Below are 26,120 nucleotides of genomic sequence, written 5' to 3' on the forward strand. Positions count from 1 at the left end.
GTCTGGCCTCGTCAAAAGAACGTTAGGCAGACGGAGACTCTTCCGGATCACCCGTTCGTGTGGCGCTCTTCTCAGGATGCGGGACGCCGCCAGAGATCCACGACACTCACGCCGACCTCGGCCAGCAGCCGGCGCGTCAGCGGCAGGCTGATGCCGATCACGCTCGTGTGGCCGCCCACGAGTCCTTCGACGAACCAGCCGCCCAGCCCGTCGATCGTGAAGCCGCCGGCGACGTTGAGCGGCTCGCCGGTGGCGATGTAGGCGTCGATCTCCGCCGGGCTCGGCGTGCCGAACCGGACGGTGGTCGATTCCCAGCCGGACGACTCCTTCGTGCGCGTCCCGCCCTCGAGCCGGACGACCGCGTGCCCGGTGAGGAGTTCACCGGATGTTCCCGCCATCGCGGCCCAGCGGCTGCGCGCGACGTCCGGCGAACCCGGCTTCCCGACCATCTGCCCGTGGATCGAAAGCATCGAATCGCAGGCGACGACGACGGCGTCCGGGTGGGCCGCGGCGACCTGGTCGACGACCGCTTCGGCCTTGGCCGCGGCGAGGGCCGCCACCAGCTCGGAAGGGGACGGATCGGTCAGGGAAGCGGCGACCGCGTCCTCGTCGACGCCGGAGACGAACACGGCGGGATCGAGGCCCGCGGAGCGCAGGGTGGCGAGGCGGGCGGGGGACTGGGAGGCGAGGACGAACTGCACACCGGAAACGTACCCGCCCGTCCTGTCGTGACTGAATTGTGACCGGCGTCACTCTTGAGGGGAGCTATTTTGTTGTGGCTCGCAACTTATGGATCGACGGATCGTCACGGAGAGAAGACATGCCGCTCCTCCGCACCACGAGATCACTGCGCGCCACGAGAACCACCGTCCTGGCCGGCCTGCTCCTCGCAGGCACGGCCGTCGTCCCGATGGCGTCCGCCGCCGCGACGCCTCTCTACAAGAACTCGCACGCCCCGGTCTCCGAGCGCGTCAAGGACCTGATGGCGCGGATGACGCTCGACGACAAGGTCGGGCAGATGACCCAGGGCGAGCGGGGCGCCGCGACCCCCGCCCAGTCCGCCGCCGCCCGGCTCGGCTCCATCCTCTCCGGCGGCGGTTCGACGCCGACGCCGAACACGCCGGCCGGGTGGGCGGACATGATCGACGCCTACCAGAAGGCGGCGACGTCGACCGGTCTCGGCATCCCGATCATCTACGGCTCCGACACCGTGCACGGCCACAACAACGTCCACGGCGCCACGGTCTTCCCGCACAACATCGGCCTGGGGGCCGCGAACGACCCGAGGCTGGTCGAGAAGATCGGCGCGATCACCGCCGAGGAATCCGCCGCCACCGGCGTCAAGTGGGGCTTCGCGCCCTGCCTGTGCGTGGCGCGCGACGACCGCTGGGGCCGCACGTACGAGTCCTTCGGCGAGATCCCCCGCAACGCCGTCGAGAACTCACGAATCATCAAGGGCCTGCAGGGCCGCGAACTCGACGACCCGGCGTCGATCATGGCCACCGCCAAGCACTTCATCGGCGACGGCGGCACCACCGGCGGCGACGACCAGGGCAACACCCAGATCAGCCTGGAGGAGCTGCGGCGCATCCACCTGCCGCCGTTCCGGGCCGCGGTCGCCCACGGTGTCGGTTCGGTGATGATCAGCTTCAACAGCTGGAACGGCGTCAAGGACCACGGCAACAAGTTCCTGATCACCGACCTGCTCAAGGGCGAACTGCGGTTCTCCGGCTTCGTGATCTCCGACTGGAACGGCATCGACCAGATCGACGGCCAGGAAGGGTTCACCGCCGCCGAGGTCAAGCAGGCCGTCAACGCCGGGATCGACATGATCATGGTCCCCTACGACTACCTGAAGTTCATCAGCACGCTGAAGGCCGAAGTCCTCAACGGGCACATCCCGCTGTCCCGCATCGACGACGCCAACCGGCGGATCCTCACGAAGAAGTTCGAGCTCGGCCTGTTCGAGCACCCGTACACCGACCGCTCGCTGCAGAAGGACTTCGGCAGCGCGGCCCACCGCGCCGTGGCGCGACAGGCGGTGCGCGAGTCGCAGGTGCTGCTGAAGAACGACGGCGTGCTGCCGCTGGCGAAGCGGGACAACAAGATCTTCGTGGCCGGGAAGAACGCGAACGACCTGGGCAACCAGGCCGGCGGCTGGACGCTCACCTGGCAGGGCCAGAGCGGCGAGCGGGTCATCCCGGGCACGACCATCCTCGACGGCATCAAGGCCGGTGCCGGGAAAGGCACGGTGGTGACCTATGACCGTGCGGGTGGCGGAATCGACTCCGGCTACCGGGTCGCGATCGCCGTGGTGGGCGAAACGCCGTACGCCGAAGGGGAAGGGGACCGGCCGGGCGGGCTCGGCCTCGACGCCGAAGACCTCGCCCTCCTCGGCAAGCTGAAGGCCTCGGGCGTTCCCGTGGTCGTCGTGACGGTCTCCGGGCGGCCGCTGGACATCGCGGCGCAGCTGCCGTCGGTCAAGGGTCTCGTGGCGGCCTGGCTGCCGGGCTCGGAAGGCGCCGGCGTCGCGGACGTGCTGTACGGCGACTACAACCCGACCGGGAAGCTGAGCTTCACCTGGCCGAAGAGCTCGGCCCAGGAACCGATCAACGCCGGTGACGGCCGGCAGGGCCTGTTCCCGTACGGGTACGGCCTGTCCTACCGCCGCCACCACCGCTAGGCAGGCCGGTCGTGAGTGGTAAGGCGGGTTCTAACCCGCCTTACCACTCACGACCAGCCGCGGCAGACCGCAAGGCCGCGGCCTCCGGGAGCTGGCGAGCCGTGCTCGGGGACCGGGCGTTCACCGGGTTCTGCGTCACCCACATGGCCTTCACCCTGGCCAGCGCGAGCAAGTTCTCCGTGCTGCCGCTCGTCGTGCGGGACCTCCTCCATGGTCCACAGTGGATCGCCGGGACCGCGATCACCGTGGGGACCGTGGTCGTCGTCACGGCTCAGCGGCCGATCGTCACCCTGCTCGCCGGCCGCAGCCGGACCGCCGGCCTCATCGGGTCGGCGGTGCTGTTCTCGCTCTGCTTCGCGCTGCTGATCCCGCTCGAGGCCGTCTCGCTGCCGGTGGCCACCGTGTTGATCCTCGTGACCAGTCTCGGCTTCTCGATCGCGGAGACCCTCTTCGGCCCGACCGCCACCGCGGCCGCCGCCGCGGCCGCCCCGCCGGGGGCGGAGGGGCGCGCCAGCTCCATCTTCCAGCTCTCCTGGGGCCTGCCGGTCGCGCTGGCGCCGGGCCTGCTGGCCGTCCTGCTCAGCGCGAGCAACGCGCTGACGTGGTCGATCCTGGCGCTGACCTGCGCGTCCGCCGTCCCCGCGCTGCTCGTGCTGCGGAAGAAACTGCCCGCCGCCCTGCGTGAGCCGTCACCACCCGTGGCCGCCTGAGCGCAAGGGGTACGTGCCCGGCGTTACACCACAATGGACGGATGCAACCGATCAAGTGAACGTGAGAGTTTCTTCGTCATGACCGTCGGCCCTGGTCATCTCCTTGCCGAACAGTTCGCGCCGCGCGAACCACCGCAAGACTCCAGGAGGGGCCGTGCACACCGACGCCGTACACCAGAGCCAGTTCGTGCTGCTGAACGAGAGCACCACGCCCGTCCTGTCGCGCCTGTCCTACCACGCCCACGAGCCGTTCGCGGTGACCGTGGCCTTCCGGACCGAGCGCGGCCGGTGGATCGAGTGGACCTTCGCGCGTGACCTCCTCGTCGCCGGTCTCGACGAGCCGGCCGGTCTCGGTGACGTCCGGATCCGCCCGGATCTGTCCGACGACGAAGACTTCCTCACCCTGGAAATCGAGTCACCGGACGGCTATGCGTCGTTCGAGCTCGAAGTCGAGGACGTTCGGACGTTCCTCGACGCGTCCTGCGAACTGGTGCCGCTCGGCGAGGAGAGCGCGCACTTCGACGTCGACGGGCTGATCGAGGAGATCAGCAACGTCTGACCCGCACACCTCCCATTCCCGCGGCGAGGACGAAGGGCGGGTCCGGGGCGCGCTGGAGGCGCCCCGGACCCGCCCTTCCGCGTACCGGGATCAGCTGGTCTTGAGGGTGGTGCCGGTGCCGGAAAGCGCGCCGGCGATCGGGTAGAAGTACGTCACGGACGTGTTGCCGCCGGACAGGATGCCCTGCGCGTAGTTGCCGGCGATGAAGCCGCCGCCCGAGTCACCCGCGGCCGAGCGGACGTTGGTCGCGGTCATGCCGTTGACCGTGCCCTCGGAGTAGCGGACGCTCTGGTTCTTGGCGCCGATGGTCCCGCAGGTCCAGCCGGTGGTGGAGCCGGCCTTGCAGACCGACGAACCGGTCGCGGCGTTCGACTGGCCGCGCACCGCGGTCCCGTTGTTCATCTGGGCGACCGGGGTCCAGTTGCTGTTGGTCCGGACCGCCGCGTAGTCGGCGCCGGGGAAGCGGTAGGTGATCCAGCTGCCGAGCGACGCCCCGTTCGACCCGGTCAGCGCGCCGCCGCCGGTGAGCGCGCCGCAGTGGCCGGCGGTGACGAACCCGGTCGTGGTCGCGAAGCCGACCGAGCAGCGCGACGACCCGCCGATGTAGTAGGCGTCGCCACCGCGGATGTTGGCGTAGGTGGTGGGCTTCGACGCCGTCTCGCGGATCGTCACGACGGACTTGTCCACACCGGACTTCGTGAGGAACGCGTCCGCGGTGGCGCGCTGGCCCTGCAGCACGTCCAGGGTGACGCGGTTGGTGGCGTCGTCGACGCCCCAGCCGGTGATCGCGGCGGGCGCCGCCTTGTCGGCGGCGTTCAGGGTGTCCACAGTGGAATTGAGCTGGCGGGCGCTGAACCGCACGACTTCCGCTTCCGCACCGGCTTCGCGGATCTTGCCGGCCAGCGCGACGTTCGTCGTGGTGACGTGCGCCTTGCCCGTGGCGGCGTTGTAGGTGGCGCCGCCGAACGCGTCACCGAGCGCCGAGGTGAGCGACTCGGTGACCTTGTTCGCGACGTCCTCGCTCTTCAGCCGCGCGATCGCCTGGTCGTGGGTCAGGCCCAGGTCCCGCTGCATGGCGGGCACGATGTCCGGGTTCAGCAGGTCCTGGCCCGACGCGGGGACGGCGGTCGCGGCGAGCGCGCCCGTCGCCATGACCGCGGTGGCAGCGGCACCGAGAAGTCTCGCGATCTTCATGCTTCTCCCTAGGTGGTTACGCGCGGCTCCGCATCGGCCACGCAGTGGTACTCCCCGGGTGAGCGTCCCCGCAGTGGGCGTTACGGTGCAATCCGGGCGCCCGGCGAATGGGTATACGCATTCACCGAGGACGAATCCCCTGCTCCAGCCGGGCTCAAGCCGCCGGTGTCACCCGGTCGGACAGGTCCGTAAGTAGGGTTTCCGTAAACTACTTTCAGTAGCCGACAGAAGTACACCAACGCGTTAAGTGGCATTCGAACGTGGAATCTGCCTAGGTTTCGTAGGCGCTGCGACCCGATCTCGCCGGATCCCACGGCGAATCGGTGACGATGGGTAGGCAGACGTAGGACAACAGCACCGGCCACGTATTCGGTGAAAGGTTTACGGACGGATCAACGCTGCTTAGGCTCCGCGCACAGTCCCCGGTGCGTCGAGGAGGGTCATATGTGGCTGGCCACCCCCCGCCCCACCTCGGTTTCCGTCCGGTCCGGACCCGCCCGGCTGACCGGCCGCGACACCGAGCTCGACGCCATCGTCGACGTGCTCAAGCGGCGCCCGGCCGCGGTCCTGATCGAGGGCGAGCCGGGGATGGGCCGCACCCGGCTGCTCGCGGAGATCGGACGGCGCAAGGAGTTCGACGGCGGCCGCGTCCTCACCGGGGCCTGCCAGCCGCTGCGGGAACCCTTTCCCTACGGGCCCGTCCTGGAAGCGCTTCGCTCGGTGGGTGACGCGCCCCTCCGGCCGCTCAGCCCCGTCGTCGGTGTGCTGCGGCCGTTGCTGCCGGAGCTCGCGGAAGCGCTTCCCGAGCGACCGGAACCCCTCGCGGACCCGGTCGCCGAGCGCCACCGCGTGTTCCGCGCGGTGCGGGAGCTGCTGGCCGCCTGCGGCCCCACGCTCGTGCTGATCGACGACCTCCAGTGGGCCGACGAGGACACCCGGGACCTCATGCGGTTCCTCGCCGGCGCGATGCCGCCGCAGCTGGCGGTGGTCGCCACCTACCGGTCGGCGACGGACGTCCGTCCCGGCCCCCTCGGAGCGCCGTTTCGCACCGACTCGGCCGTCCACTCCGCCCGCGTCGCGCTCGGCGCGCTCGACGTCGCGGCCGTGCGCAAGCTGGCGGCCGACATCCTCGACCTGCCCCGGGTCACCGACGAATTCGCGGCGAAGCTGCACGAGTGCACCGCCGGGATCCCGTTCGTGGCCGAGGAAACGCTGCGCGCGCTGAAGGAGGCGGCCGACCGGCTCCCGGTCGGCGAAGTCCTCTCCGACCGCTTGCTGGAGAACCTCGAAGTCCCGGTGCTGCTGCGGGAAGCCGTCACCGAACGGCTGTCCGCGCTGCCGGAGCCGGCGGTGCGGTTGGCCGGCGCGGCCGCGGTGCTCGGCGTCGGCGCCGAAGCCGCCGTGCTCGGCGAACTGGCCGGGCTGTCCGACGACACCCTCCGCACCGCGCTGCTCGCCGCCCTCGCCGGCGGGGTGCTCGGCGAAGTCGGCGACGGCCGGTACGGCTTCCGGCACCCGTTGGCGCGCAAGGCGGTCTACGACACCGTGACCGGACCCGAACGCTCTTTGCTGCACGCGCAGGCGATCCGCGTGCTCGCCGCGCAGCCGTCCCCGCCGCTCACCCTGCTGGCCCGGCATTCCCGCGCGGCCGGCCGCGTCGACCAGTGGCGGCACTACGCGGAAGCGGCCGCCGACGAGGCGATCACGCGCGGCGAGACGTCCCGCGCGATCGACCTCCTGCAGTCGGTGCTGGCCGAACCCGGCCCCTCGCAGGCCGACATCGGCCGCGTGGCGGGCAAGCTGAGCCAGGTCGCGCTGCGGGGGTTCCGCCCCGACGTGCTCGGCACGCTGGAGCGCGTCCTCGAAGAGGTGACGCTGCCGCCGTCGGTGCGCGGGTCGATCCGGCTGAGCCTCGGCATGCTGCTGGTCCGGACCATCGGCGGGCTCGGCCGCGGCCGCCTCGAGGTCGAGCGCGCGGTCGGCGAGCTGACCGACCGGCCGGACCTGGCCGCCCGCGGGATCACGCTGCTCGCCCAGCCGATCGACGGGCTGACCCCGTTGTCGTGGCACGAAGCCTGGCGCGCCCGCGCGGGCGAGGTGTACGAGCGGCTCGACGACCCGGAGCTGCGGCTCGCGCTGACCGCCGACCGCATCGCGGCGGCGTCGCACGTCGGCGACGGCTCGGGGTGGGCGGAGTTCGAAGCGCTGTCGGACACCGTCGGCACGGTCGCCGAGCGCGTCCAGCTGGCCCGGCTGTGGTGCAACCTGGCCGACGGGCAGTCGTGGGCCGGGCACCTGGACCGCGCCGAACGGCTGGTGACCGAGGGCGTCCGGCGGGCGACCGACGCCGGCGCGTTGTACGCGATCGGCCTGATCCAGGGCACCCGCGTCCGGCTGGACTGGGTGCGCGGGCGCTGGACCGGCCTCGCCGAGGCGGCCGAGCAGCTGCGGGACAGCTACCCGGAGCTCGGCCCAATCGTCATGGAGTCCTCGCTGGTGCTCGGCGGGCTCGCGGCCGTGCGCGGCGAGTTCGCCGCGGCGCAACGGCACCTGACCGCGGCGAGCGTGCACGCGCCGGACCGCGGCCCGATCCCGGTGGTGCTGTCGGCCGCGGGAGTGCTGATCTCCGTGCTGCTCGCGACCGACGACGTCGACGGCGCGTGCGCGGCGGCCGACACCGCCGTGGCCGCGGCCGGCCGCAAGGGCGTCTGGATCTGGGCGGCCGCGCTGGTCCCCGCGGCGGCGCAGGCCTACGCGCGGGCCGGGCGCTGGCCGGAGGCCGACAACGTGGTCGAGGCGTTCGCGCGCGGCATCGAGGGCCGGGACGCACCGGCGGCCACGGCCGCGTTGGTGGCCGGCCGCGCGGTGCTGCTCGAAGCGCGCGGCAAGCACCTGGCCGCCGCGACGTTGTTCGACGAAGCGGCGTCCGGCTACGCGGCCCTGCCGATGCCCTACCCCGCGACGGCCATGCGGGAGCGCGCTTCGATGTGCCGCCTCGCCGCGGGCAACCGCGACGCCGTCGACGAGCTGACCGCGGCGGCCGAGGCGTACGAGCAGCTCGGCGCGACCCGCGATGCCGGCCGCTGCCGTCACCAGCTGCGCGAGCACGGCGCTTGGGCGCCTTCGCAACGCGGACGCCGGGGGTACGGGAGCGAGCTGTCCCCACGGGAACGCGAAGTGGCACGGATGCTCGCGGAGGGCCGGACGAACCGGGAGATCGCGGACGGGCTGTTCCTTTCGCCGCGAACGGTGGAACAGCACGTGGCGAAGGTGCTCCGCAAGCTGGGAGCCCGTTCACGCACGGACGTGGCCCGCAAGCTCCCCGGCGAAGTGACGACCGCCCCCGCCGGGTGACCCAAGCGCAGCTTTCACGTGAAAGCTGCGACCTGGGGCCGTAGCTTTCACGTGAAAGCTCGGGGACGACCTAGGGTGGGCCGGTGACTGAAGAGGCACTGCCCGCTTGGCGGCGGCGGACCTCCGGGGAAACCCGGTGGGCCGCGATGGGCGTTGTTGTCGCGACCCTGGTGCTGCAGGTCGCCCTGCCCGATGACATGGCCCTGCGTCCGTGGTGGCTGCTGCCCGCCGTGTCGGTGTTGCTCGTGGTGGCGCTGCTGCTGGTCAACCCGGGCCGGATGTCGCAGTTCAGCGCCGTCGAACGGGTCATCGCGCTGCTGCTGGTCGCCGCCGTGACGGTGGTGAACGCCTGGTCGGCGGCGAGCCTGGTGGACGGCATCGCGACCGGCACGGTCGACGGCCGCGCCGGGGCCGTGCTGGTCACCGGCGGGGTCGTCTACTGGACGAACATCGTGGTCTTTTCGCTGTGGTACTGGGAATTCGACCGCGGCGGCCCGGGCCGGCGGGCCGCGGGCCGGGCGGAGTTCCCCGACCTGCAGTTCCCGCAGATGGCCGACCCGGACCTCGCCCACCGCGACTGGGAGCCGTCCTATTTGGACTACCTGTACTTCTCGTTCACCAACGCGGCCGCCTTCAGCCCCACCGACGTCATGCCGCTGCGGATCTGGGCGAAGATGACGATGATGCTGCAGGCGGCCATCTCGCTGGTGCTCGCCCTGATGGTGGTCGCCTGGGCGGTCGGCGGTCTCAAATAGCTCAGTGGCGGGTCATCGTGAAGCTCTGGCCGTCGGAGCCGACGGCGCTCGGGCTCCACGTGTAGCTGCCCTTGTCGTCGGCGTTCAGGCCGGACGGGCTCGTCGAAGCCAGGTTCGTCCCGTTGAACTTGACGCCGGTGAACTTGATGCCGCCGGAGATCGACGGGTACGAGTCGGTCGGCGACTCGATGATCGCCTCCGCGGACGCGTGCTTCGAGGTCAGCGACTTGGTGATCGTCTTCGACCAGCCCTTGGTCGTGTCGCTGATGTCGAGCCGGTAGGTGTTCGTCGCCGTCCGCGTCACCGTTGCGGTGATGTGGTCGCCGGCGCTGACCGGCGACGAGTAGTACACCGGCGCGGCGGGATACATCTCGTACCAGGCCTGGTAGACCGGGCGGCCGCTGGAGCAGTCGGTGGCCACGCCGGTCTGTTCCACAGTGGACGAACCGTCGCCGTCGATGCCCACCCAGGGTGCGAACAGGTCGTTGGTGGACGTGCAGGTCACGGACGGTTCCGTCCAGCTCGCGGTGGCCGTGGTGAAGCTGCCGAAGCTGACGTACCCACCCCAGTTTCCACCGGAGAACTGGTGGCCGTGGAAGTGCGCACCGAACACAGCGGCGTGGGCGGTACCCGAGACGGCCAGCGAAGCCGCCGCGGCGGCGGCCACCGTGAGGACGCGGACAAGACGCGAAGAAACGAATCCGGACATGCGGAAGACTCCGTTCACCGTGGGGACGGCGGGAAAACCCGTGTGCCCAGTGTTGGATCCGCGCCCGGCCGAAGGTAGCTACTTTCGAAGGGTATTCACATTCCGGGAAAGACTCACCATTTGCCGGAATTGAACCGGAAAAGACCCGTGAAGGCCTCCGCGGGGGAAAAGAGGCCTTCACGGGTCCATGTCGCTCACCTACCGCCCGGTCAGGTGAGCGGGGCTCCTACTGCGCGGCCTGCGCGTGCGCGGCGTCCACGAACTGCGTCGTGTACGTCTTCGACAGGTCGATCTTGTCCTTCTTCGGCTTCACGTTGCTCGACGACTCTCCGAGCACCTTGAGCACGTTCTGCGCACCGGCCCGGTCCATCCGGCCGTCCTTGGTGAACATCGGCAGGCTGTCCCGCAGCGACTTCACGTACAGCGCCTTGTCCCCGCCGGCGAACGACGGCGGCATCATCGCGGCGACCTGTTCCGGGGTGTGCGAAGAAATCCACTTCAGGGTCTCGACGTACGCATTGGCCAGTTTCTGCACGATGTCCGGATAGCGTTTCACGATTTCGCAGCCCATGTACAGCGAGCTCGCCGGGTACAAACCACCCAAAGCGGCCTTGGTGCCTTCGACCGTTCGCATGTCGAAGAGCACCTTCGCCTGGCCGGTGTTCGTCAGCTGCGCGATCGTCGGGTCGGTCGTCATGCCGGCGTCGATCGAGCCCTGGTTCATCGCCGAGATGAACGTCTGCCCGGCGCCGACCTTCACCGGCGTGTACTCCTTCGACGTGACGCCGCCGCGCAGGGCCAGCGCCTTGGTCAGGAAGTCCGTCGACGAACCCAGCGACGTGACGCCGAGGTTGCGGCCCTTGAAGTCCGCACCCGATTTGATCTCGTCCGCCTTCTTCGTCGCGACCATCTCGGCTTCACCCGGCACGTTCGCGAACTGCACGACGCTCTCGATGCACTGCTCCTTGGCCTGCAGGTCGATCGTGTGGTCGTAGAACCCCACGACCGCCTGCACTTCGCCGGCCAGCAGCGACGTCTCGGCGTTCGCGCCGGACGGCTGGTCGAAGAGCTCGACGTCGAGGCCCTGCCGCTGGTAGGCGCCGATCTGCTGGGCCAGCTGGCCGGGCAGGTAGATCACCTTCGACAGGCCGCCGACCATGACCTTGATGTGCGGCCGGCCGGTGTCCCCGAGCGAGATCTCGCGCGAGTCGCGGCAGGCGGTGACTCCGGCCAGGGTGACCGCGAGCGCGGCCACCACGCCGACTGTCCTTTTGAGACGCATGTCAGACCGCCTTGATCGCGGCTTCGGAGGCGGACGGCGGGCGCCAGCGCAGCAGCCTGCCTTCCAGCGTGCTGATCCCCCACTCGGCCAGCAGCGCGACGACGGTGATGATCAGCATGCCCGCGTACACGCCCGCGGTGTCGAACGTGCCTTGCGCGTTCGCGATGAGGAAGCCCATACCGGCTTTCGCGCCGGTGTACTCGCCGACCACCGCGCCGATCAGCGCGAACCCGAACGCGACGTGCAGCGACGACAGGATCCACGACGTCGCGCTCGGCAGCACGATCGACTTCAGCACCTGGCCGCGGGTCGCGCCGAGGATGCGGGCGTTGTCGATCAGGTTGCGGTCGACCTCGCGGGCCCCGGTGAAGGCGTTGAAGAACACCGCGAAGAACACGAGCACGACGACGGTCGCGACCTTCGACGAGAGCCCGAGCCCGAACCAGATGACGAACAGCGCGGCGAGCACGATTCGCGGCAACGCGTTGGCGGCCTTGATGAACGGCGCCAGCACCTGCGCGAGGTAGGAGCTGCGGCCGAGGATCACGCCGAACACGACCCCGAAGATGGCGCCGATGACGAAGCCGATCGCGGCCTCCTCGACGGTCACCAGGATCTGGTACCAGATCGAGCCGAAGTCGGTGCCGGCGCTGAACCACTCGACGAGCCGTTCCCAGATCTTCGACGGCTTCGAGTAGAAGAACGGGTCGATCCAGTACGTCGCGGTCAGCTCCCAGCTGCCCAGCCAGACGACGACGATCGCCAGGCGCAGCAGCCAGATGTTGCGCCTGCGCCGCCCGGTGGCCTGCTTCGCGCGAGCGAGGATGTCCTGCTCGGTCTCGAGGACCGGCAAGGGAGCGGACGTAGCCGCCGGGGTCTCAAGCGACACTGGTCGCTCCCTTCTCACGGGCCTTGTCGACCTCGCTGCGCAGCGATTCCCAGATGTCGGCGTAGAGCTTGCGGAACTCCTCGGTCAGCCGCAGCTCCTCGACCTTCCGCGGCCGCTCGAGCGGGATCTCGAAGACGTCCTTCACGGTGGCCGGGCCGGTCGTCAGAACGACGACCTTGTCCGAGAGCGCGATCGCCTCGTCGAGGTCGTGGGTCACGAAGATCACCGCGGCCCCCGAACCGGACCACAGCCGCAGCAGCTCGTCCTGCATCAGCGCCCGTGTCTGGACGTCGAGCGCCGAGAACGGCTCGTCCATCAGCAGGATCTTCGGCTTGGTGACGAGCGTCTGGGCCAGCGCGACGCGCTTGCGCATGCCGCCCGACAGCTGGTGCGGGTAGTACTTCTCGAAGCCGGCGAGCCCGACGCGGGCGATCCAGTCGACGGCCTGCGCGCGGGCCTCGGCCTTCGGCACCCCGCGGAAGCGCGGTCCGGAAGCGACGTTCTCCAGCACCGAGCGCCACGGCATCACGGCGTCGGTCTGGAACATGTAGCCCACCCCGTCCGGAATGGACTTCACGTCCTCGCCGTTCACCCGCACCCGGCCGGCCGACGGCGGCTGCAGCCCGGAGACCAGCGAGAGCGTCGTCGACTTGCCGCAGCCGGTGGGGCCGACGACGGCGACGAACTCGCCGGGCTGGACGGTCATGGTCAGATCGCGGACGGCCGTGTGCACGGAACCGGACCCGCTCGGGAACCGTTTGGTGGCTCCGGTGAGTTCGATCAGTGGGGGAACCATGGGGAGGTGACTCCTTCGTCACGTGGTGGGGCTCACGTTGGGAAGGGACGTTAAGTACGCGTGGCGCCCAGGTGAAGCTTGTCGACGTTCTCCGCGCGAGCTGTGCGTTCTGAATGTTTTGCTCATTTAGCGCACGGGCTTGACCTGGGGGTATGGTCCCCGCCATGCCAAAGTGGGCGCTCTTCCCGCGGATGCGGTTCAGCAGGCAGGTGCTGCTGCTGCAGATCGGCGTGGTCGCTTTGGTCGTCGGGCTCGGGGTCGCCCTGGTCAGCGTGCTCCTCTCCCGCACCCTCACCGAGCAGTACGGGCAGCGCGCGCTGGCCATCGCGAAGTCGGTGGCGGCGGACCCGGTGGTCGTCGCGAACGCCACCGCGAAGATCCCCGGCGGCGCCCTCGAGGAACGGGCCTTGGCGGTCAACGCGGCCAACGACGCGCTGTTCGTGGTGATCACCGACAACAAGGGCATCCGGCTCGCGCACCCGACGCTCTCCGAGATCGGCAAGCCGGTGAGCACGTCCCCGGAGCGGGCGCTGGCCGGAGAGGACGAAGTCAGCGCCGTGCAGAGCGGCACGCTGGGCTTGTCCGTCCGCAGCAAGACGCCGATCTGGACGCCGGATCACCGGCGGGTGGTCGGCGAGGTGAGCGTCGGCTTCGACGTCGCCGATCCGACCGGCGCGTTCAACCAGCTGCTGGCGATCACGCTGCTCTTCGCGGGCGGCGCGCTGCTGCTCGGCGCGGGCGCGTCGGCGCTGCTGAACCGGCGGCTGCGGCGCGTCACGCACGGCCTCGAACCGCACGAACTGACCGAGCTGCTCTACGAACGCGAGGCCGTCCTGCACGGGATCGGCGAAGGCGTGCTCGCGGTCGACGAAGCGAACCGCGTCTCGGTCCGCAACGACGAGGCCGAACGCCTGCTCGGCACCGAGCTCCCGATCGGCGCGGCGATGTCCGAACTCGAACTCAGCCCGCGGCTGCACAAGGCCGTCGCCGAGGGACGGCCGGTCGACAACCTGCTCGCGGTCGCCGGGAACCGGGTGCTGGTGATCAATTCGCGGGCCGTGCGCCTGGACGACCGCCCGATCGGCACCGTGCTCACCTTCCGCGACCGCACCGACCTCGACACGCTCACCCGCGAGCTCGACGGCATCCGCGCCCTGTCCGACGGCCTGCGCGCCCAGCGGCACGAGTTCGCGAACCGGCTGCACACCCTCTACGGGCTGCTCCAGCTCGGCCACCACACCGAGGCCGTCGAGTACCTGCAGACGCTGACGGACTCGTCGTCGGCGCGGCCGAGCGAGCTGGGCGACGCGGTCGCCGACCCGTACCTGCAGGCGCTGCTCGTCGCGAAAACCGAGCAGGCGCAGGAAAAGGGCCTCACGCTCAAGCTCGCCGAAGACAGCTGGGTGCCCGCGACGGTGACCGACCCGATCGCCGCGAACACCGTGATCGGCAACCTCGTCGACAACGCCCTGCACGCCGCCCGGATGGGCCCGCGGCGGCCGGCGACGGTCGAGGTGGGCCTGCTCGCCGAGGACGGCACCCTGCACGTGTCCGTTGTGGACAGCGGGCCCGGTGTGCCCGCCGAGCTGCGGCGGACGTTGTTCGACGAAGGCGTCTCGACGAAGATCACGCCCGGGCACGGCCTCGGCTTGGCCCTGGCCCGGCAGGCCGCCCGCGCCCGCGGCGGCGACGTCTGGCTGGCCGACCCCGGCGAGGGCGAGACGGGTGCCCTGTTCGTCGCCAAACTGCCCGGAATGCTGACGGAGGACGGATGATCCGCACCCTGATCGTCGACGACGACTTCCGCGTCGCCGGCGTGCACGCCGGGTTCGTCGAGGAGGTCGAGGGCTTCGCGGTGGTCGGCACCGCGCACACCGCCGCCGAGGCGCGGGCGCGCGTCCGGGAGCTCTCGCCGGACCTGGTCCTGCTGGACGTCTACCTGCCCGACGAGTCCGGCCTCGCCGTGCTCCCGGAGCTGCAGACCGACACGATCGTGCTGTCCGCGGCGACCGACAGCGCGTCGGTGGCCGCGGCGATCCGGGCCGGCGCGCTGAACTACCTGATCAAGCCCTTCACCACCCGCCAGCTCGCGGAACGGCTGACGTCGTACGCGCGCTTCCGCGGCCTGCTCGCCGAAGGCCGGGCCCTGGCCCAGGACGACGTCGACCGCGCGTACCGGGTGCTGCACGACCAGGACCGCACGTCCGCGCCGAAGGGCCAGTCGACGGCGACGTCCCGGCTGGTTTCGGAGCAGCTGCGCAAGGCGGGCCGCCCGCTGTCGGCGGCGGAGGTCGCCGGGGAGCTGGGCATGGCGCGGGCCACGGCGCAGCGGTACCTCACCGCGCTAGCGGAGTCGGGCAGCGTCCAGATGCGGCTGCGCTACGGCGCCACCGGGCGCCCCGAGCACGAATACCGCTGGTCCGAGGCCTGACTCAGCGGCCGTAGCGCTGCATCACGCTCTCGGCGACCTCGACCCACGATTGGATCGGGTTGGCACTCGACGGCGGAGTGGACGCCGACGGCAGGTCGACGCGGGCCTCCTCCTCCGGCGAGTCTTTCTTCTGCTGCGGTTTCGCCTGCGCCTGCACCTGGTCCGACTTCGGCGCCGGCTTCGCGGGCACCGGCACGTACACGGTCTTCGGCGCCGGCGTGACGACAGCCGGCGCCTGCGGGGCAGGCGGCTGCGGCTGCGGCTGCGTCGCCGGCGCGGGGGCCGCGGCGACGGCCGGGCGCGCGTCCAGCTGGGCGACGTCGCGTTCCGGCTCCGAGGCGAACAGGCCGCCGGTGAACAGCCCGCCACCCAGCCACCCGGCCGCGACGAGCAAGACCGCGGCGCCACCGCCGAGCCACGTGCGGGCCCGCCGCCGGATCACCACCGACTTCGGGCGCAGGTCCTGGTCGCACACCGGCGTCCGGGTGTAGATCGGCGCATCCACCAAGATCGCTTCGGCGTCGGTGCGGCGGCGCCGGGGCAGGCTCGCCGCGACGATGCCGGTGCGATCCAGCAACTCCACCGCGGTGCGGTCGCTGGACGGACGGGTCGCACTGCGTGGTGCGGTGCGAAGCATCGGGGACCTCCGGTACGGGGCTCGCGGACCCCACGAATTCTGGACCATTTCGGACGGTCCTGTCAGAAACGCAACTCCATTGAGTGAAAGCGCGGCCGCCCGAGCCGCTTTCAACCCTGCTTCAGCCCGAGCCGCGCGAGCGCCGCCAGCGGTCGCTGGTACGCGGAGCCGAGCACGCGCGGAATGGCGTCGATGACGTAGGCGTCCGGTCCGATGAGGATCCGCGCCGACTTCCGCTCGATCCCGCGCAGGATCGTCTGCGCCGCCTTCTCCGGTGTCGTGCGGGCGATCCGCTCGAAGCCCTGCGCGGCCTTCTCCTGGTCTTCGGCGGCACTGCGGGAGTTGCGCACGATGTTCGTCTTGATCCCGCCGGGGTGCACGCAGCTCACCGCGACCGGGTGCCGCGCGATCAGCATTTCTTCGCGCAGCGCTTCGGTGAATCCGCGAACCGCGAACTTCGCCGCGTTGTAGGCGCTCTGCGTCGGCACGCCGACGAAGCCGAACACGCTGGAAATGTTCACGACGTGCCCGTCACCGGAAGCGATCAGGTGCGGCAGGAAGGCCTTCGTGCCGTTCACGACACCGCCGAGGTTGACGCCCATCAGCCAGTCGTAGTCCTCGAACGCCATTTCTTCGACGGTCGCGCCGAGCGCCACGCCCGCGTTGTTCACGACGACGTTGACCCCGCCGAACTCGGCGGCGACCTCTTCGGCGTGCGCCAGCACGGCGCCGCGGTCGGCGACGTCCAAGGTGTACGCACGGGCCTGGTCGCCGGCCAGCTTCGCCGTCTCCTCGGCGTTCGCGGTGACGACGTCGGAGAGCGCGACCCGGGCACCGCGCCGGGCGAACTCGCACGCGAGCGCGCGGCCGATGCCCGAGCCCGCTCCGGTGATCACCACGACCTTGTCCGCGAACTGCTTCATCGGCCCTCCCGCCCCTGCGTTGTTACTCTCGGGTAACGAATGGTAGCGGCTGTGAGCTTGCTGTGGGTGTGCTGATTGTGTCGGTCCGTCGTCCTATGGTGGTCTCCTCGACAGCGGCGAGACGAGGAGGCGATGACCGTGCGGCGGCCGGCCGTTCTGCTCACCCTCGCCGCGATCGTGCTGCTGGGCGCGGCCTGCGTTGTGGTCGTCGTCGCCCGGCAGCCCCGGTCCGCGGACGCGACGACATCGGAGTCCGCCACGGTCGAGGCCGCACCGGCGCCCGATCTGCCCGCGGTGTCGAGTCCCGCGGTCGGCGCGCTGTTCGCCGACGGGGCGCACTACTGCACGGCCAGCGTCGTGCACAGCGAGCGGGGTGACGTGCTGCTGACCGCGGCCCACTGCATCCACGACGGCGATGGCGGCGGCTACCTCTCCGGCCTCACCTTCGCACCCGGCTACCACGACGGGATCGCGCCGTTCGGCTACTGGACGGTGTCCGACGAGCTCGTCGCCCCGGGCTGGACGGCGTCGTCGGACCCGGACCTCGACGTCGGCTTCGCCACCGCCCACCAGGTGGGCGCCACGAAGCCCCTGGAGAGCCTGGTCGGCGGGAACCTCCTGGCCACCGGCACGGCGTTCGAGCAGCCCATCACGCTCACCGGCTACCCGGACGACTCCGAGGTCCCCGCGGTCTGCCGGAACACCACCAGCAAGCAGGACACCTACCAGCTGAAGGTGGACTGCGCGGGCTTCCCGACCGGCACGAGCGGCGGGCCGTGGGTGGCCGGGCAGGACCCGCAGACCCGGCTCGGCACGGTCATCGGCGTCATCGGCGGCTTCGAGTACGGCGGCGACGACCCCGACACGTCGTATTCGAGCTACTTCGACACGGACGTGCTGGCGCTCTACCGGCAGACGACCGCCCGGACCTGACGCGGCATGATGCGGGGCATGAGCGAGCCCGTCGACGTACCCATCACCGGAGAGCCGATCCGGCTCGGCCAGTTCCTCAAGCTGGCCGGCCTGGCCGAGGACGGCTCCCACGCCAAGGACCTGATCGACGCGGAAGAGGTCACGGTCAACGGCGAGGTCGAGACCCGCCGCGGCCGCCAGCTGACCGACGGCGACGTCGTGGCGGTGGGCCCCGCCCGCGGCAAGGTCATCCTGGTCCGCTGAGCCGCCACGCCAAGCGCAGGTCAGCCGACGCTGGTCAGCTGGGGCAGGCCGAGCGACGCGGCCAGGGCGTCCAGTTCGCGGCGCACCGGCCCGGCCAAGGGAACACCGAGGGCCCGGCACTGCTCGAGGTGCTGGGCCTCGCGCCAGCCGGGGTAGCGGATCGGCGCGCCGCCGTCCCAGCCGAGCATGCTGCCGAACAGCGCGCTCGCGGCGCGGTAGAAGCCGTCGGCGCTGCGCAGCGTCGTCGGCGCGATCGCCAGCACCAGCAGGCCGGTGTCGTGCTCGTGGTCGGCGACGCCGGAGAGCACCCCGGCGAGGACCTCGACCAGCAGCGTCAGCCCGGCCGCTTCCGCACCGGGCCGGTCCATGTCGAAAACGAACTCCGGGTACGGCCCGCCCGGCGCCGCCATGCCGAGGGGGTTCATCGGCTGCCCGGGTTCCCCGCCCGCGGCGAGCACGAGTCCGATCATCGCGTGCGGCAGGGCCCGCGCGGCGTGGTGCCCGGCCCGGCCGAACGGCCCGATTCCGCGCAACGAGACGAGCCCGACGCCGAAGCGGCCGGCCCGCGTCACCGCCCGGTCCATCGCGTCGCCGACGGCCCAGAGCCCGAGCGCACGGCGGTAGTCGATCAGCGCGGCGGCCCCGCGGTCGGCGATCATCATCGGCTCGGCGTGCGGCACGGCGAGCCCGTTCTTCAGCAGCGGCAGGTGCACGCGGGTCAGCTCGGCGACCCCGGTGTCCGGCGAGCCGGTGAGATCGCCGTGGCAGAGCGCTTCGGCGGCGATGCGGGCGCGCGCTTCGGGCAGACCGTGGGCGGCGAAGACGTGTGCCACGAAGGTGACCAGTTCATCGGCCCGCACGCGCGGCCAGGCCTGTTCCGGGATCGGGGTGTCCGGGAGTTCTTCTTCGAGGATGCCGGGTTCGGGGCGGGGGGAGCGGAAGGGACGCGGTCGGAGGGGCACTTCCCCGACCTTGCCCAGCGCTGCTCCGGGCGTCAACGAAGCCGGCCCGGGCCTACCCGACCGTGTGATCGAGCCGTCCGAAGAGCCGTACCCTGGGCGGCATGTGCCGAAACATCACCACCCTGCGAGGGCTCCAGCCGGCCGCGACGGGCGAGGAGATCGAGGCCGCGGCCCGCCAGTACGTCCGCAAGGTGACCGGCGTGCAGTCGCTTTCGGACGCCACGCGCGAGCCGTTCGAGGCCGCGGTCGCCGAGATCACGCAGATCACCGCCCGCCTGCTGGAGCAGCTGCCCGAGCGCCGCCAGCCCCCGGCGACCGTGCCACCGCTGCGGCGGCCCGAAGTGCAGGCGCGGATCGCCGCGAAGGCCCTGCGCCAGCCCTGAGTTCAGCGCACGCGCTGGGCGTAGCCTGCCTCGCCGGTGTGGTCGACGCTGTCGTCCTTCGAGAGGCTGTAGAGCCGGATCTCGATGCCGTCGGGGTCGTGGACGCGGACCATCCAGCCGGTGGTGGCTTCGAACAGCGGCGAGTGCTCCACACCCAGTTCGTCCAGCCGCGCGATCCACGCTTCGGCGGCCGCGCGGTCGGCGATCGAGAAGCAGACCGGGTCGAACCCGGCGAGCCCCGCCGCGGCTTCTTCCTGCACGCGCAGGGCCACGGGCACGCCGTCGATCGTGCCGGCGACCCCGCGCACGACGCCGTCGTCGTCCGGGAACTCGCGGGTGACGTCGAGCCCCAGCACGCGCTCGTACCACTCGCGGCTGCGGGCCAGGTCGCGCACGGGGAACTTGACGTGGTGGAAGCCCTCGATCCTCGCGGTCATCGCTGCCCCTTTCGCCGACCAGGAGGGTAGATCCCGCGGACCCCGATGCACAGTCCCGGTCCGGATAGGGTGATCGCATGGGTGGACAGGCGTTGGTGCTGGGCGGCGGCGGGGTCGCCGGGATCGCGTGGACGACCGGGCTGCTCGCCGGCCTGGCCGAGCACGGCCAAGACCTCACCGGCGCGGACCTCGTCGTCGGGACGTCGGCGGGTGCGGCCGTCGCGGCTCAGGTGACCAGTGGTCTTCCGCTGGACGAGCTGTTCGCCCGCCAAGCCGATCCCGCGCGCCAAGCCGCGGAGATCCCGGCCGACGTCGACCTCGAGAAGTTCGCCGCCGACTTCGGGGGTGCGCTCACCGGTGCGACCTCGCCGGCCGACGTCCGGCGCGCCGTGGGGCAGCTGGCTCTGTCCGCGGAAACCGTGTCCGAAGCGGACCGCCGCGCGGTGATCGCCGGTCGCCTGCCGGTGCACGAGTGGCCCGGGCAGCGGCTGGTCGTCGTGGCGGTCGATGCGGAAACCGGTGAACCACGCCGCTTCGACCGTGCGTCCGGGGTGTCGCTGGTCGATGCCGTGGCCGCGAGCTGTGCCGTCCCGGGCGTCTGGCCGCCGGTGACCATCGACGGCCGCCGGTACGTCGACGGGGGCGTCCGCTCGGGCGAGAACGCCGACTACGCGGCAGGCTCGACCCGGATCACCGTCGTCGCGCCGCTGGGGCTGGAGTCGCCGCTGCCGGCGGAGAAGCCGCTGCTCGCCGTGCTGGACGAGCTGCGGGCCGCCGGCGCGGAGGTCGCCCTGATCACCCCGGACGAGACGTCGGCCGCGGCGATCGGCCAGAACCCGCTGGACCCGTCGACGCGCACGCCGGCCGCCGAAGCGGGCCGCGCCCAGGGTGCGGCGCTCACGCTGACCTGGTCCTGAGCGGAAAGGCCGGCACCAGCAGGCCCGCCAGTCCCAGCAGGAGCCCCGCCGCCGCGACGACGAAGACCCAGGTGCCCGGCAGCCGGACTTCGCGAGCGGTGTCGGTTGCCATTTCGGCCTTGCCGGGCCAGTAGCGCACCTCGATGCGGCTGCCCCGGACGTAACCCGGACCGGACCGCCGGTGGGTGTGGCGGTCGTAGCTCACGGCGGTCCGCACGTCCATCAGCCGGCCGTCGACGCGCGCGACGACCAGGTTCAGGGCCGGCACGCGCTCCACGGTCGCCGGGACCACGACCGAGCCGGCCCGCTCCTTGACCGTCGCCCCGAGGAACACGAGGCCGCCGAGGGACACCAGCATGATCGCCAGGGAGACCAGCGAGAACGCCGTCACGGGCGGACCCTGGACGTCCGCTCGCCTTCCCCCGCCGTCCGCATCCCATCGCGTTCTCATGCCGGGAGCACGCCGGAGGCACGACCCGGGTTGCCTCGGGCCGTCGGCTACCCTCGTGGAGCGAGGTAGCGTGTCCGAGCGGCCGAAGGAACATGTCTTGAAAACATGCGAGGGGGCAACCTCTCCGTGGGTTCGAATCCCACCGCTACCGCACTGATACCGCACTGAGAACCCGGGCGCCGCGCGCGCCCGGGTTCAGCTTTCGGCCTCCGACAGGTGCGCCCGCACGCGCTCGAACGCCGCGGCGATCGTCGCCTGTTCCTCGGGGCTCAGCAGGTCGATCAGGTGCTCGCGCACGCCCTCCACGTGCGTCGGCGCCGCCTTCTCCAGCAGCGCCTGCCCCTCGTCGGTCAGCTCCGTGATGACGCCGCGCTTGTCCTCCGGGTCGCGGGCCCGCCGGACCAGGCTCGCGTCCTCCAGCCGGCCGACCTGGTGCGAAAGCCGGCTCTTCGTCGAGCCCATCATGAACGCCAGTTCCGACATCCGGATCCGGTGATCGGGCTGGAGCTGCAGGCAGACGAGCACCTCGTAGTCGGTCAGCGAGACTTCGTGGCGCTCGGACAGCTCGCGGTGCAGCCGCTGGCGCAGCAGGAGGGTCGCCACGATGTAGGAGCGCCACGCCGCCATCTCGGTTTCGTTCAACCACCGCACAGCACGCTCCTCGGTCATAAGGCAGCGTAGAACGCCGATCAAGGGACCGCGCGGTCCGAGTCCGATCCGTCTGCCAGTGAAAACACCGTGGCAACATCGCCCGAAGGTGGGGTTACGAAAAGGTTGAGACTCGGCCGGGAAAGGCGCATTCTGCTTGTCGGTGGACGGTTGACCGGGTAAGCAGCGCGGCGACGGCGACGTGCCGGCCCGGCTCCCCCGCCAGGAGAGGTCAGGTGGTTGTGTGACGGGTGATTTTCGCGGTTGACCGCCAGCTGCGTCCCCGCGATCGGCACGGACACCTACCGGATCGGTCGCGATTGTGAACAGCCAAGAGCGGGCTTCCATGCGCATCACGCATACGGCGTCGGTCGGGCCTGGTTCCGGTCGCGGCCTCGGAAGCCGTGACCACAGCGCCTGAACGCCGGCCCCGGAAGCGGCCGACCGCTCGACCAAAGACATACCTCGGTACAAGCCTGGGTGCGCCCGTCAGCGCGACGAGCGCACCCAGGCTCGTTACCAGGCCGGCCGAAGGTAGGCGGACACCGTCCGGAGCCAACCCGCGCACCGGCACTTTGTTCCGCCGTAGCCGCCGGTCGGCTTGGTAACGATCTGCGCAGTACGATTCGCTGGTGAGATTCGACGACAACGCCGGCCTGGACGCCTCCGAGGTCCAGGACCTGCGCGGAAGCGGTGGTGGCGGCGGCGGGATCGGCGGCCGCGTGGCGCTCGGCGGCGGCGGGCTCGGCGTCGTCGGGGTGATCATCTACTTCGTGCTGTCCCAGCTGGGCGGGGTCAGCACGGGCGGCAGCGGCCTGAGCGGCGGGCTCGGCGGCATCGGGTCCGGCCAGCAGGTCGACAACTCGACGCTCGCCAGTGAGTGCAAGACCGGCGCCGACGCCAACAAGAACCACGACTGCGCGATCGTGGCGATCGTCAACTCGGTCCAGGACTACTGGACCCAGCAGTTCGCGCGTTCCGGCTCGACCTACCAGAAGGCGCCGACGAAGTTCTTCAACGGCGGCGTGCGCACCGGCTGCGGCAGCGCCACGTCCGACACCGGCCCGTTCTACTGCCCGGCCGACTCCGACGTCTACATCGACCTTTCCTTCTTCGAGGAGCTGAAGACCCGCTTCGGCGCGCAGGGCGGTCTCTTCACCGAGGCGTACGTGCTCGCCCACGAGTACGGCCACCACGTGCAGAACCTGCTCGGCACCTCGCAGAAGGGCAGCGGCAGCGGCCCGACGTCGGGTTCGGTGCGCCTGGAGCTGCAGGCCGACTGCTACGCGGGCGTCTGGGCCAACCACGCCTCGACAACGCCGACCGAGAGCGGCAAGCCGCTGATCACCGACGTCACCCAGGACGACATCAACTCCGCGCTGGACACCGCGTCCCGCATCGGCGACGACTACATCCAGGAGAACCTCGGCGGCGGCCAGGTCGACCGTTCGAAGTTCACCCACGGCACGTCGGCGCAGCGCAAGAAGTGGTTCACCACCGGCTTCCAGACCGGCGAACCCGCCCGCTGCGACACCTTCGGCACGAACAACTTGGGCTAGCGGAACGACGAAGGGGCCGCCCCGGCAGCCGGGGCGGCCCCTTCGGTCTGTTCTCAGGCAGTCAACGCGTGCGGGTCACCGGCCACGGCGTGCGCGGAGAAGTTCCGCTGCGCACCGCGTTCGGCGGCCTTCTGCTTGGCCGTCTTGGCCTTGCCGGGCTGGACGCCGTTGATGCTCTCGGTGCTCGTCGCGTAGACGCCGAGGGCCCAGGCGACGCCGTCGGAGTTGCGCTCCAGGGCGACCCGGTCGATGTTGCCCAGGTTGTCGCAGGCCTGGTGGTAGCACGGGTCGAACGCGATGCCGGCCGTGCCGCCCCACTTCGCCGCCTGCGCCGGGGTCTTCAGCACCTCGGCGCCGGTGTCGAGGCCACCCGCCGGGATGCCGACGGCGATGAACTCGCCGTAGTCCGAACGGCCGGTGAAGTCGGTGCCTTCGAGCGAAACGCCCTTCGCGGCCTGCATGAAGTCGACGAAGGTCTTCTCGATCTGCGCCGAGCCGTACGGGCCGGCACCGGCGCCGACGCCGTCGGAGTTGTCGCCGTCGTAGGCGAAGTAGCCGGCGTTCGGCGAGCCGATCATGTCGAAGTTCAGGTACAGCGCGATGTCGAGCTGCTGCTCGAAGGTCAGCTGGTCGACGTAGTGGGTCGAGCCGATCAGGCCGAACTCCTCCGCGCTCCAGAAGCCGAAGCGGACTCCGTTGTTGACCTTCGGGCTGCTCCCCAGCTGCAGCGCCGTCTCGAGCAGGGCCGCCGAGCCGGTGCCGTTGTCGTTGATGCCCGGGCCCGCCGGGACGCTGTCGAGGTGCGCCCCCAGCATCACGACGTTGTCCTTGCGCCCGGTCTTGGTCTCGGCGATGACGTTGTAGCTGGTCCGCGCCTCCTGGAAGGTGCGCAGCTCCAGGGTGACGTTCTGGCCGCCGAGCGTGGCCAGCTGCGCCCCCGCGGCCGCCGTCACACCCCCGGTCGGAATCTTGGCGTTCTCCGGGCCCCCGAGCGTCCCGTTCACCGCGCCGTCGGTGTTGTTGTAGATGATCGCGCCGATCGCGCCCGCGGCCGCGGCGGTCTGCTGCTTCTGCGCGAACGAGCAGCCGCCGCGCTTGATCAGCGCGATCTTGCCCGCGACGTCCGCGGTGTAGTCGGTGGCCTCGCAGCCGCTGGTGTCGTCGACCGCGACGACGGCGAGCGGCGCGGTGATGCCGCCGACCGGCGTCGACGTCGTGTACTCCATCGCGATGATCGGCACGTCCGCGCCGCCCGCGGTCAGCTTCTCGGCGAGGGTTTCGGAGAAGGTGAAGGGAAACTCCTGGCGGGTGACCTGGAAGCCGGCCGCCTCGAGCTTGGTCGCGATGTACTCGGCGGACTTGGCGTGGCCCTCGGTGCTCGCCGCCCGGGTGCCCCCGTTGGTGTCGGCGATGCGCTGGAGGGCGATCAGGTGCCGGTTGACCCCGTTGAGGCCCACCTTGCCGACGAGCTGCTTCGCCAGGGCGGGACCGTCGGGGAGCGTGTTCGCGGCGGCGGCCGGGGTCAGGCCGAGCACCAGCGTCGCGCCGGCGGCCAGTGCCACCGGCGGGAGAAATTTCGTTCTAAAGAGTGACATGGTTGCTCACCTTTGTTCGATATGCGAAGTCCGTCAATGCGCCTTTCGGCGGGACCTTTCGACGCGGTATACAGTCGACACATGTACGCGATCACCATCCGTGAACCAGGTGAACCGGACGTTCTCGAGTGGGCGGAGGTCGCGGATCCGCGTCCCGGCCCCGGCGAGGTGCTGCTGGAGGTCGCGGCGAGCGCGGTGAACCGCGCGGATCTGCTGCAGCGGCAGGGCCACTACCCGCCCCCGCCGGGCACGAGCGAAACCCTCGGCCTCGAATGCTCCGGCACGATCGCCGAACTCGGCGAAGGCGTGGAAGACACTGCAGGCTGGGCAGTCGGCGACGAGGTCTGCGCGCTGCTCGCCGGCGGCGGCTACGCGGAGAAGGCCGTCGTCCCCGCCGGGCAGCTGCTGCCGGTGCCGGGCGAGATCGACCTGCTCACCGCGGCCGCGCTGCCCGAGGTGGCCTGCACGGTGTGGGCGAACGTCGTGATGCACGCGAAGCTCGCCGAGGGCGACGTGCTCCTGGTCCACGGCGGCGCGGGCGGGATCGGCACGCACGCCATCCAGGTCGGCAAGGCGCTCGGCGCCACCGTCGCCGTCACCGCGGGCTCGCCGGATCGGCTCGAACGCTGCCGCCAGCTCGGCGCCGACATCACGATCAACTACAAGCAGGACGACTTCGTCGAGGTGCTCCGCAAGGAGACCGGCGGCGCGAACGTCATCCTCGACAACATGGGCGCGTCCTACCTGAGCCGCAACGTCGACGCGCTGCAGCAGGACGGGCGGCTCGTCATCATCGGCATGCAGGGCGGGGTCAAGGGCGAGCTGAACGTCGGCGCGTTGCTCGGCAAGCGGGCTTCGGTGTTCGCCGCGGGCCTGCGGTTCCGCCCGCTGGACCAGAAGGCGGCGATCGTCGCCGACGTCCGCGAACGCCTGTGGCCGCTGGTGGCCGAGGGTCTCGTCAAGCCGATCGTCGGGCAGGTCGTGCCGATGGCCGAAGCCGCGTCCGCGCACCGGACCCTGGAAGAGGGCAGCGTCTTCGGCAAGGTGCTGCTGGCGGCGAAGTCCTAGCT

The 26,120-nt window shown here is 70.9% G+C and carries 26 protein-coding genes and 1 tRNA gene; 14 read left to right on the plus strand and 13 right to left on the minus strand.

What is annotated here, in order from left to right; translation table 11 throughout:
- Positions 1–71: 71 nt before the first annotated feature.
- On the minus strand, positions 72–701 hold the full coding sequence (locus Q5425_RS08805; protein WP_308671622.1) for a nucleoside triphosphate pyrophosphatase: 630 nt from the start codon (positions 699–701) through the stop codon (positions 72–74).
- A gap of 119 nt (positions 702–820) precedes the next feature.
- Between Q5425_RS08805 and Q5425_RS08810 the strand changes: the two genes are divergently transcribed.
- The 3 genes from Q5425_RS08810 (at position 821) to Q5425_RS08820 (ending at position 3,952) form a co-directional block, all read left to right on the plus strand.
- Positions 821–2,683 carry a glycoside hydrolase family 3 N-terminal domain-containing protein gene (locus tag Q5425_RS08810; RefSeq protein WP_308671623.1) on the plus strand — a complete coding sequence of 621 codons (1,863 nt, stop codon included), beginning with the start codon at positions 821–823 and terminating at the stop codon, positions 2,681–2,683.
- An 11-nt stretch (positions 2,684–2,694) separates the two neighbouring features.
- Positions 2,695–3,393, plus strand: a complete 699-nt coding sequence (locus Q5425_RS08815; protein WP_308671624.1) for an MFS transporter — start codon at positions 2,695–2,697, stop codon at positions 3,391–3,393.
- Between the two features lie 154 nt (positions 3,394–3,547).
- Positions 3,548–3,952 (plus strand): SsgA family sporulation/cell division regulator, encoded by a 405-nt coding sequence (locus Q5425_RS08820; protein WP_308671625.1) that lies wholly within the window; start codon positions 3,548–3,550, stop codon positions 3,950–3,952.
- 90 nt (positions 3,953–4,042) lie between these two features.
- On the opposite strand, the gene Q5425_RS08825 is transcribed toward Q5425_RS08820, so the two are convergent.
- Complete coding sequence (locus Q5425_RS08825; RefSeq protein ID WP_308671626.1) at positions 4,043–5,146, minus strand: S1 family peptidase; 1,104 nt, start codon at positions 5,144–5,146, stop codon at positions 4,043–4,045.
- Between the two features lie 444 nt (positions 5,147–5,590).
- Here Q5425_RS08825 and Q5425_RS08830 point away from each other — a divergent pair, with 444 nt between their 5' ends.
- Together Q5425_RS08830 and Q5425_RS08835 are read left to right on the plus strand one after the other, a co-directional pair.
- Positions 5,591–8,500, plus strand: a complete 2,910-nt coding sequence (locus tag Q5425_RS08830) for an AAA family ATPase (RefSeq protein WP_308671627.1) — start codon at positions 5,591–5,593, stop codon at positions 8,498–8,500.
- Between the two features lie 146 nt (positions 8,501–8,646).
- Positions 8,647–9,255, plus strand: a complete 609-nt coding sequence (locus Q5425_RS08835) for a hypothetical protein (RefSeq protein WP_308671940.1) — start codon at positions 8,647–8,649, stop codon at positions 9,253–9,255.
- A gap of 1 nt (position 9,256) precedes the next feature.
- Here Q5425_RS08835 and Q5425_RS08840 read toward each other — a convergent pair whose 3' ends face one another.
- The 4 genes from Q5425_RS08840 to Q5425_RS08855 all read right to left on the minus strand — a co-directional run bounded on the left by Q5425_RS08840 (position 9,257) and on the right by Q5425_RS08855 (position 12,931).
- A complete protein-coding gene (locus Q5425_RS08840) occupies positions 9,257–9,964 on the minus strand; it encodes a G1 family glutamic endopeptidase (RefSeq protein ID WP_308671628.1) in 708 nt (235 codons plus the stop codon).
- 226 nt (positions 9,965–10,190) lie between these two features.
- On the minus strand, positions 10,191–11,246 hold the full coding sequence (locus tag Q5425_RS08845) for an ABC transporter substrate-binding protein (protein ID WP_308671629.1): 1,056 nt from the start codon (positions 11,244–11,246) through the stop codon (positions 10,191–10,193).
- Position 11,247: 1 nt separating this feature from the next.
- A complete protein-coding gene (locus Q5425_RS08850) occupies positions 11,248–12,135 on the minus strand; it encodes an ABC transporter permease (RefSeq protein ID WP_308671630.1) in 888 nt (295 codons plus the stop codon).
- Positions 12,125–12,931: an ABC transporter ATP-binding protein gene (locus Q5425_RS08855; RefSeq protein WP_308671631.1), complete on the minus strand. Its 807-nt coding sequence runs from the start codon at positions 12,929–12,931 to the stop codon at positions 12,125–12,127. Before Q5425_RS08855 ends, Q5425_RS08850 begins: the two co-directional genes overlap by 11 nt.
- 191 nt (positions 12,932–13,122) lie before the next feature.
- Between Q5425_RS08855 and Q5425_RS08860 the strand changes: the two genes are divergently transcribed.
- Both Q5425_RS08860 and Q5425_RS08865 read left to right on the plus strand, forming a co-directional pair.
- Positions 13,123–14,706, plus strand: a complete 1,584-nt coding sequence (locus Q5425_RS08860; protein WP_308671941.1) for a sensor histidine kinase — start codon at positions 13,123–13,125, stop codon at positions 14,704–14,706.
- Positions 14,703–15,362, plus strand: a complete 660-nt coding sequence (locus Q5425_RS08865; protein WP_308671632.1) for a response regulator — start codon at positions 14,703–14,705, stop codon at positions 15,360–15,362. Before Q5425_RS08860 ends, Q5425_RS08865 begins: the two co-directional genes overlap by 4 nt.
- A gap of 1 nt (position 15,363) precedes the next feature.
- Here the strand turns inward: Q5425_RS08865 and Q5425_RS08870 are convergent, their stop codons facing one another.
- Entirely contained in the window at positions 15,364–15,945 is a 582-nt protein-coding gene (locus Q5425_RS08870; RefSeq protein WP_308671633.1) for a hypothetical protein, read from the minus strand.
- Positions 15,946–16,109: 164 nt separating this feature from the next.
- Entirely contained in the window at positions 16,110–16,922 is an 813-nt protein-coding gene (locus tag Q5425_RS08875) for an SDR family NAD(P)-dependent oxidoreductase (RefSeq protein ID WP_308671634.1), read from the minus strand.
- Positions 16,923–17,054: 132 nt separating this feature from the next.
- Between Q5425_RS08875 and Q5425_RS08880 the strand changes: the two genes are divergently transcribed.
- Together Q5425_RS08880 and Q5425_RS08885 are read left to right on the plus strand one after the other, a co-directional pair.
- On the plus strand, positions 17,055–17,855 hold the full coding sequence (locus Q5425_RS08880) for a trypsin-like peptidase domain-containing protein (RefSeq protein ID WP_308671635.1): 801 nt from the start codon (positions 17,055–17,057) through the stop codon (positions 17,853–17,855).
- An 18-nt stretch (positions 17,856–17,873) separates the two neighbouring features.
- On the plus strand, positions 17,874–18,098 hold the full coding sequence (locus Q5425_RS08885) for an RNA-binding S4 domain-containing protein (RefSeq protein WP_308671636.1): 225 nt from the start codon (positions 17,874–17,876) through the stop codon (positions 18,096–18,098).
- Between the two features lie 20 nt (positions 18,099–18,118).
- Here the strand turns inward: Q5425_RS08885 and Q5425_RS08890 are convergent, their stop codons facing one another.
- Positions 18,119–19,060 (minus strand): Ldh family oxidoreductase, encoded by a 942-nt coding sequence (locus tag Q5425_RS08890; RefSeq protein ID WP_308671637.1) that lies wholly within the window; start codon positions 19,058–19,060, stop codon positions 18,119–18,121.
- Positions 19,061–19,161: 101 nt separating this feature from the next.
- Here Q5425_RS08890 and Q5425_RS08895 point away from each other — a divergent pair, with 101 nt between their 5' ends.
- Positions 19,162–19,443, plus strand: coding sequence for a DUF2277 domain-containing protein (locus tag Q5425_RS08895; protein ID WP_191309026.1), 282 nt, complete (start codon positions 19,162–19,164; stop codon positions 19,441–19,443).
- A 2-nt stretch (positions 19,444–19,445) separates the two neighbouring features.
- Here the strand turns inward: Q5425_RS08895 and Q5425_RS08900 are convergent, their stop codons facing one another.
- The gene (locus tag Q5425_RS08900) at positions 19,446–19,880 is read right to left on the minus strand and encodes a VOC family protein (RefSeq protein WP_308671638.1); all 435 of its coding nucleotides are present in this window, start codon (positions 19,878–19,880) and stop codon (positions 19,446–19,448) included.
- A 77-nt stretch (positions 19,881–19,957) separates the two neighbouring features.
- On the opposite strand from Q5425_RS08900, the gene Q5425_RS08905 reads away from it, so the two are divergent.
- Positions 19,958–20,797, plus strand: coding sequence for a patatin-like phospholipase family protein (locus Q5425_RS08905; RefSeq protein WP_308671639.1), 840 nt, complete (start codon positions 19,958–19,960; stop codon positions 20,795–20,797).
- Here Q5425_RS08905 and Q5425_RS08910 read toward each other — a convergent pair.
- A complete protein-coding gene (locus Q5425_RS08910; RefSeq protein ID WP_308671640.1) occupies positions 20,778–21,188 on the minus strand; it encodes a hypothetical protein in 411 nt (136 codons plus the stop codon). The genes Q5425_RS08905 and Q5425_RS08910 overlap by 20 nt on opposite strands.
- A gap of 124 nt (positions 21,189–21,312) precedes the next feature.
- Between Q5425_RS08910 and Q5425_RS08915 the strand changes: the two genes are divergently transcribed.
- Positions 21,313–21,399 (plus strand) — tRNA-Ser (locus tag Q5425_RS08915).
- Positions 21,400–21,443: 44 nt separating this feature from the next.
- On the opposite strand, the gene Q5425_RS08920 is transcribed toward Q5425_RS08915, so the two are convergent.
- On the minus strand, positions 21,444–21,917 hold the full coding sequence (locus Q5425_RS08920) for a MarR family transcriptional regulator (RefSeq protein ID WP_308671641.1): 474 nt from the start codon (positions 21,915–21,917) through the stop codon (positions 21,444–21,446).
- Positions 21,918–22,528: 611 nt separating this feature from the next.
- Here Q5425_RS08920 and Q5425_RS08925 point away from each other — a divergent pair.
- The gene (locus Q5425_RS08925; RefSeq protein WP_308671642.1) at positions 22,529–23,455 is read left to right on the plus strand and encodes a neutral zinc metallopeptidase; all 927 of its coding nucleotides are present in this window, start codon (positions 22,529–22,531) and stop codon (positions 23,453–23,455) included.
- Between the two features lie 53 nt (positions 23,456–23,508).
- Here the strand turns inward: Q5425_RS08925 and Q5425_RS08930 are convergent, their stop codons facing one another.
- Positions 23,509–25,050: a M28 family metallopeptidase gene (locus Q5425_RS08930; RefSeq protein ID WP_308671644.1), complete on the minus strand. Its 1,542-nt coding sequence runs from the start codon at positions 25,048–25,050 to the stop codon at positions 23,509–23,511.
- A gap of 81 nt (positions 25,051–25,131) precedes the next feature.
- Between Q5425_RS08930 and Q5425_RS08935 the strand changes: the two genes are divergently transcribed.
- A complete protein-coding gene (locus Q5425_RS08935; RefSeq protein ID WP_308671645.1) occupies positions 25,132–26,118 on the plus strand; it encodes an NAD(P)H-quinone oxidoreductase in 987 nt (328 codons plus the stop codon).
- Positions 26,119–26,120 lie beyond the last annotated feature (2 nt).

This window comes from Amycolatopsis sp. A133, assembly GCF_031082405.1.
Taxonomy (GTDB): Bacteria; Actinomycetota; Actinomycetes; order Mycobacteriales; family Pseudonocardiaceae; genus Amycolatopsis.

Bases quoted from the DNA above. Each gene is read 5' to 3' on its own strand.
- Q5425_RS08920 (WP_308671641.1), bottom strand. From the start codon at position 21,917: ATGACCGAGGAGCGTGCTGTGCGGTGGTTGAACGAAACCGAGATGGCG.
- Q5425_RS08885 (WP_308671636.1), top strand. From the start codon at position 17,874: ATGAGCGAGCCCGTCGACGTACCCATCACCGGAGAGCCGATCCGGCTC.
- Q5425_RS08875 (WP_308671634.1), bottom strand. From the start codon at position 16,922: ATGAAGCAGTTCGCGGACAAGGTCGTGGTGATCACCGGAGCGGGCTCG.
- Q5425_RS08810 (WP_308671623.1), top strand. From the start codon at position 821: ATGCCGCTCCTCCGCACCACGAGATCACTGCGCGCCACGAGAACCACC.
- Q5425_RS08895 (WP_191309026.1), top strand. From the start codon at position 19,162: ATGTGCCGAAACATCACCACCCTGCGAGGGCTCCAGCCGGCCGCGACG.
- Q5425_RS08865 (WP_308671632.1), top strand. From the start codon at position 14,703: ATGATCCGCACCCTGATCGTCGACGACGACTTCCGCGTCGCCGGCGTG.
- Q5425_RS08855 (WP_308671631.1), bottom strand. From the start codon at position 12,931: ATGGTTCCCCCACTGATCGAACTCACCGGAGCCACCAAACGGTTCCCG.
- Q5425_RS08935 (WP_308671645.1), top strand. From the start codon at position 25,132: ATGTACGCGATCACCATCCGTGAACCAGGTGAACCGGACGTTCTCGAG.
- Q5425_RS08905 (WP_308671639.1), top strand. From the start codon at position 19,958: ATGGGTGGACAGGCGTTGGTGCTGGGCGGCGGCGGGGTCGCCGGGATC.
- Q5425_RS08845 (WP_308671629.1), bottom strand. From the start codon at position 11,246: ATGCGTCTCAAAAGGACAGTCGGCGTGGTGGCCGCGCTCGCGGTCACC.
- Q5425_RS08830 (WP_308671627.1), top strand. From the start codon at position 5,591: ATGTGGCTGGCCACCCCCCGCCCCACCTCGGTTTCCGTCCGGTCCGGA.
- Q5425_RS08825 (WP_308671626.1), bottom strand. From the start codon at position 5,146: ATGAAGATCGCGAGACTTCTCGGTGCCGCTGCCACCGCGGTCATGGCG.
- Q5425_RS08900 (WP_308671638.1), bottom strand. From the start codon at position 19,880: ATGACCGCGAGGATCGAGGGCTTCCACCACGTCAAGTTCCCCGTGCGC.
- Q5425_RS08930 (WP_308671644.1), bottom strand. From the start codon at position 25,050: ATGTCACTCTTTAGAACGAAATTTCTCCCGCCGGTGGCACTGGCCGCC.
- Q5425_RS08860 (WP_308671941.1), top strand. From the start codon at position 13,123: ATGCGGTTCAGCAGGCAGGTGCTGCTGCTGCAGATCGGCGTGGTCGCT.
- Q5425_RS08835 (WP_308671940.1), top strand. From the start codon at position 8,647: ATGGGCGTTGTTGTCGCGACCCTGGTGCTGCAGGTCGCCCTGCCCGAT.
- Q5425_RS08840 (WP_308671628.1), bottom strand. From the start codon at position 9,964: ATGTCCGGATTCGTTTCTTCGCGTCTTGTCCGCGTCCTCACGGTGGCC.
- Q5425_RS08880 (WP_308671635.1), top strand. From the start codon at position 17,055: ATGACCGTGCGGCGGCCGGCCGTTCTGCTCACCCTCGCCGCGATCGTG.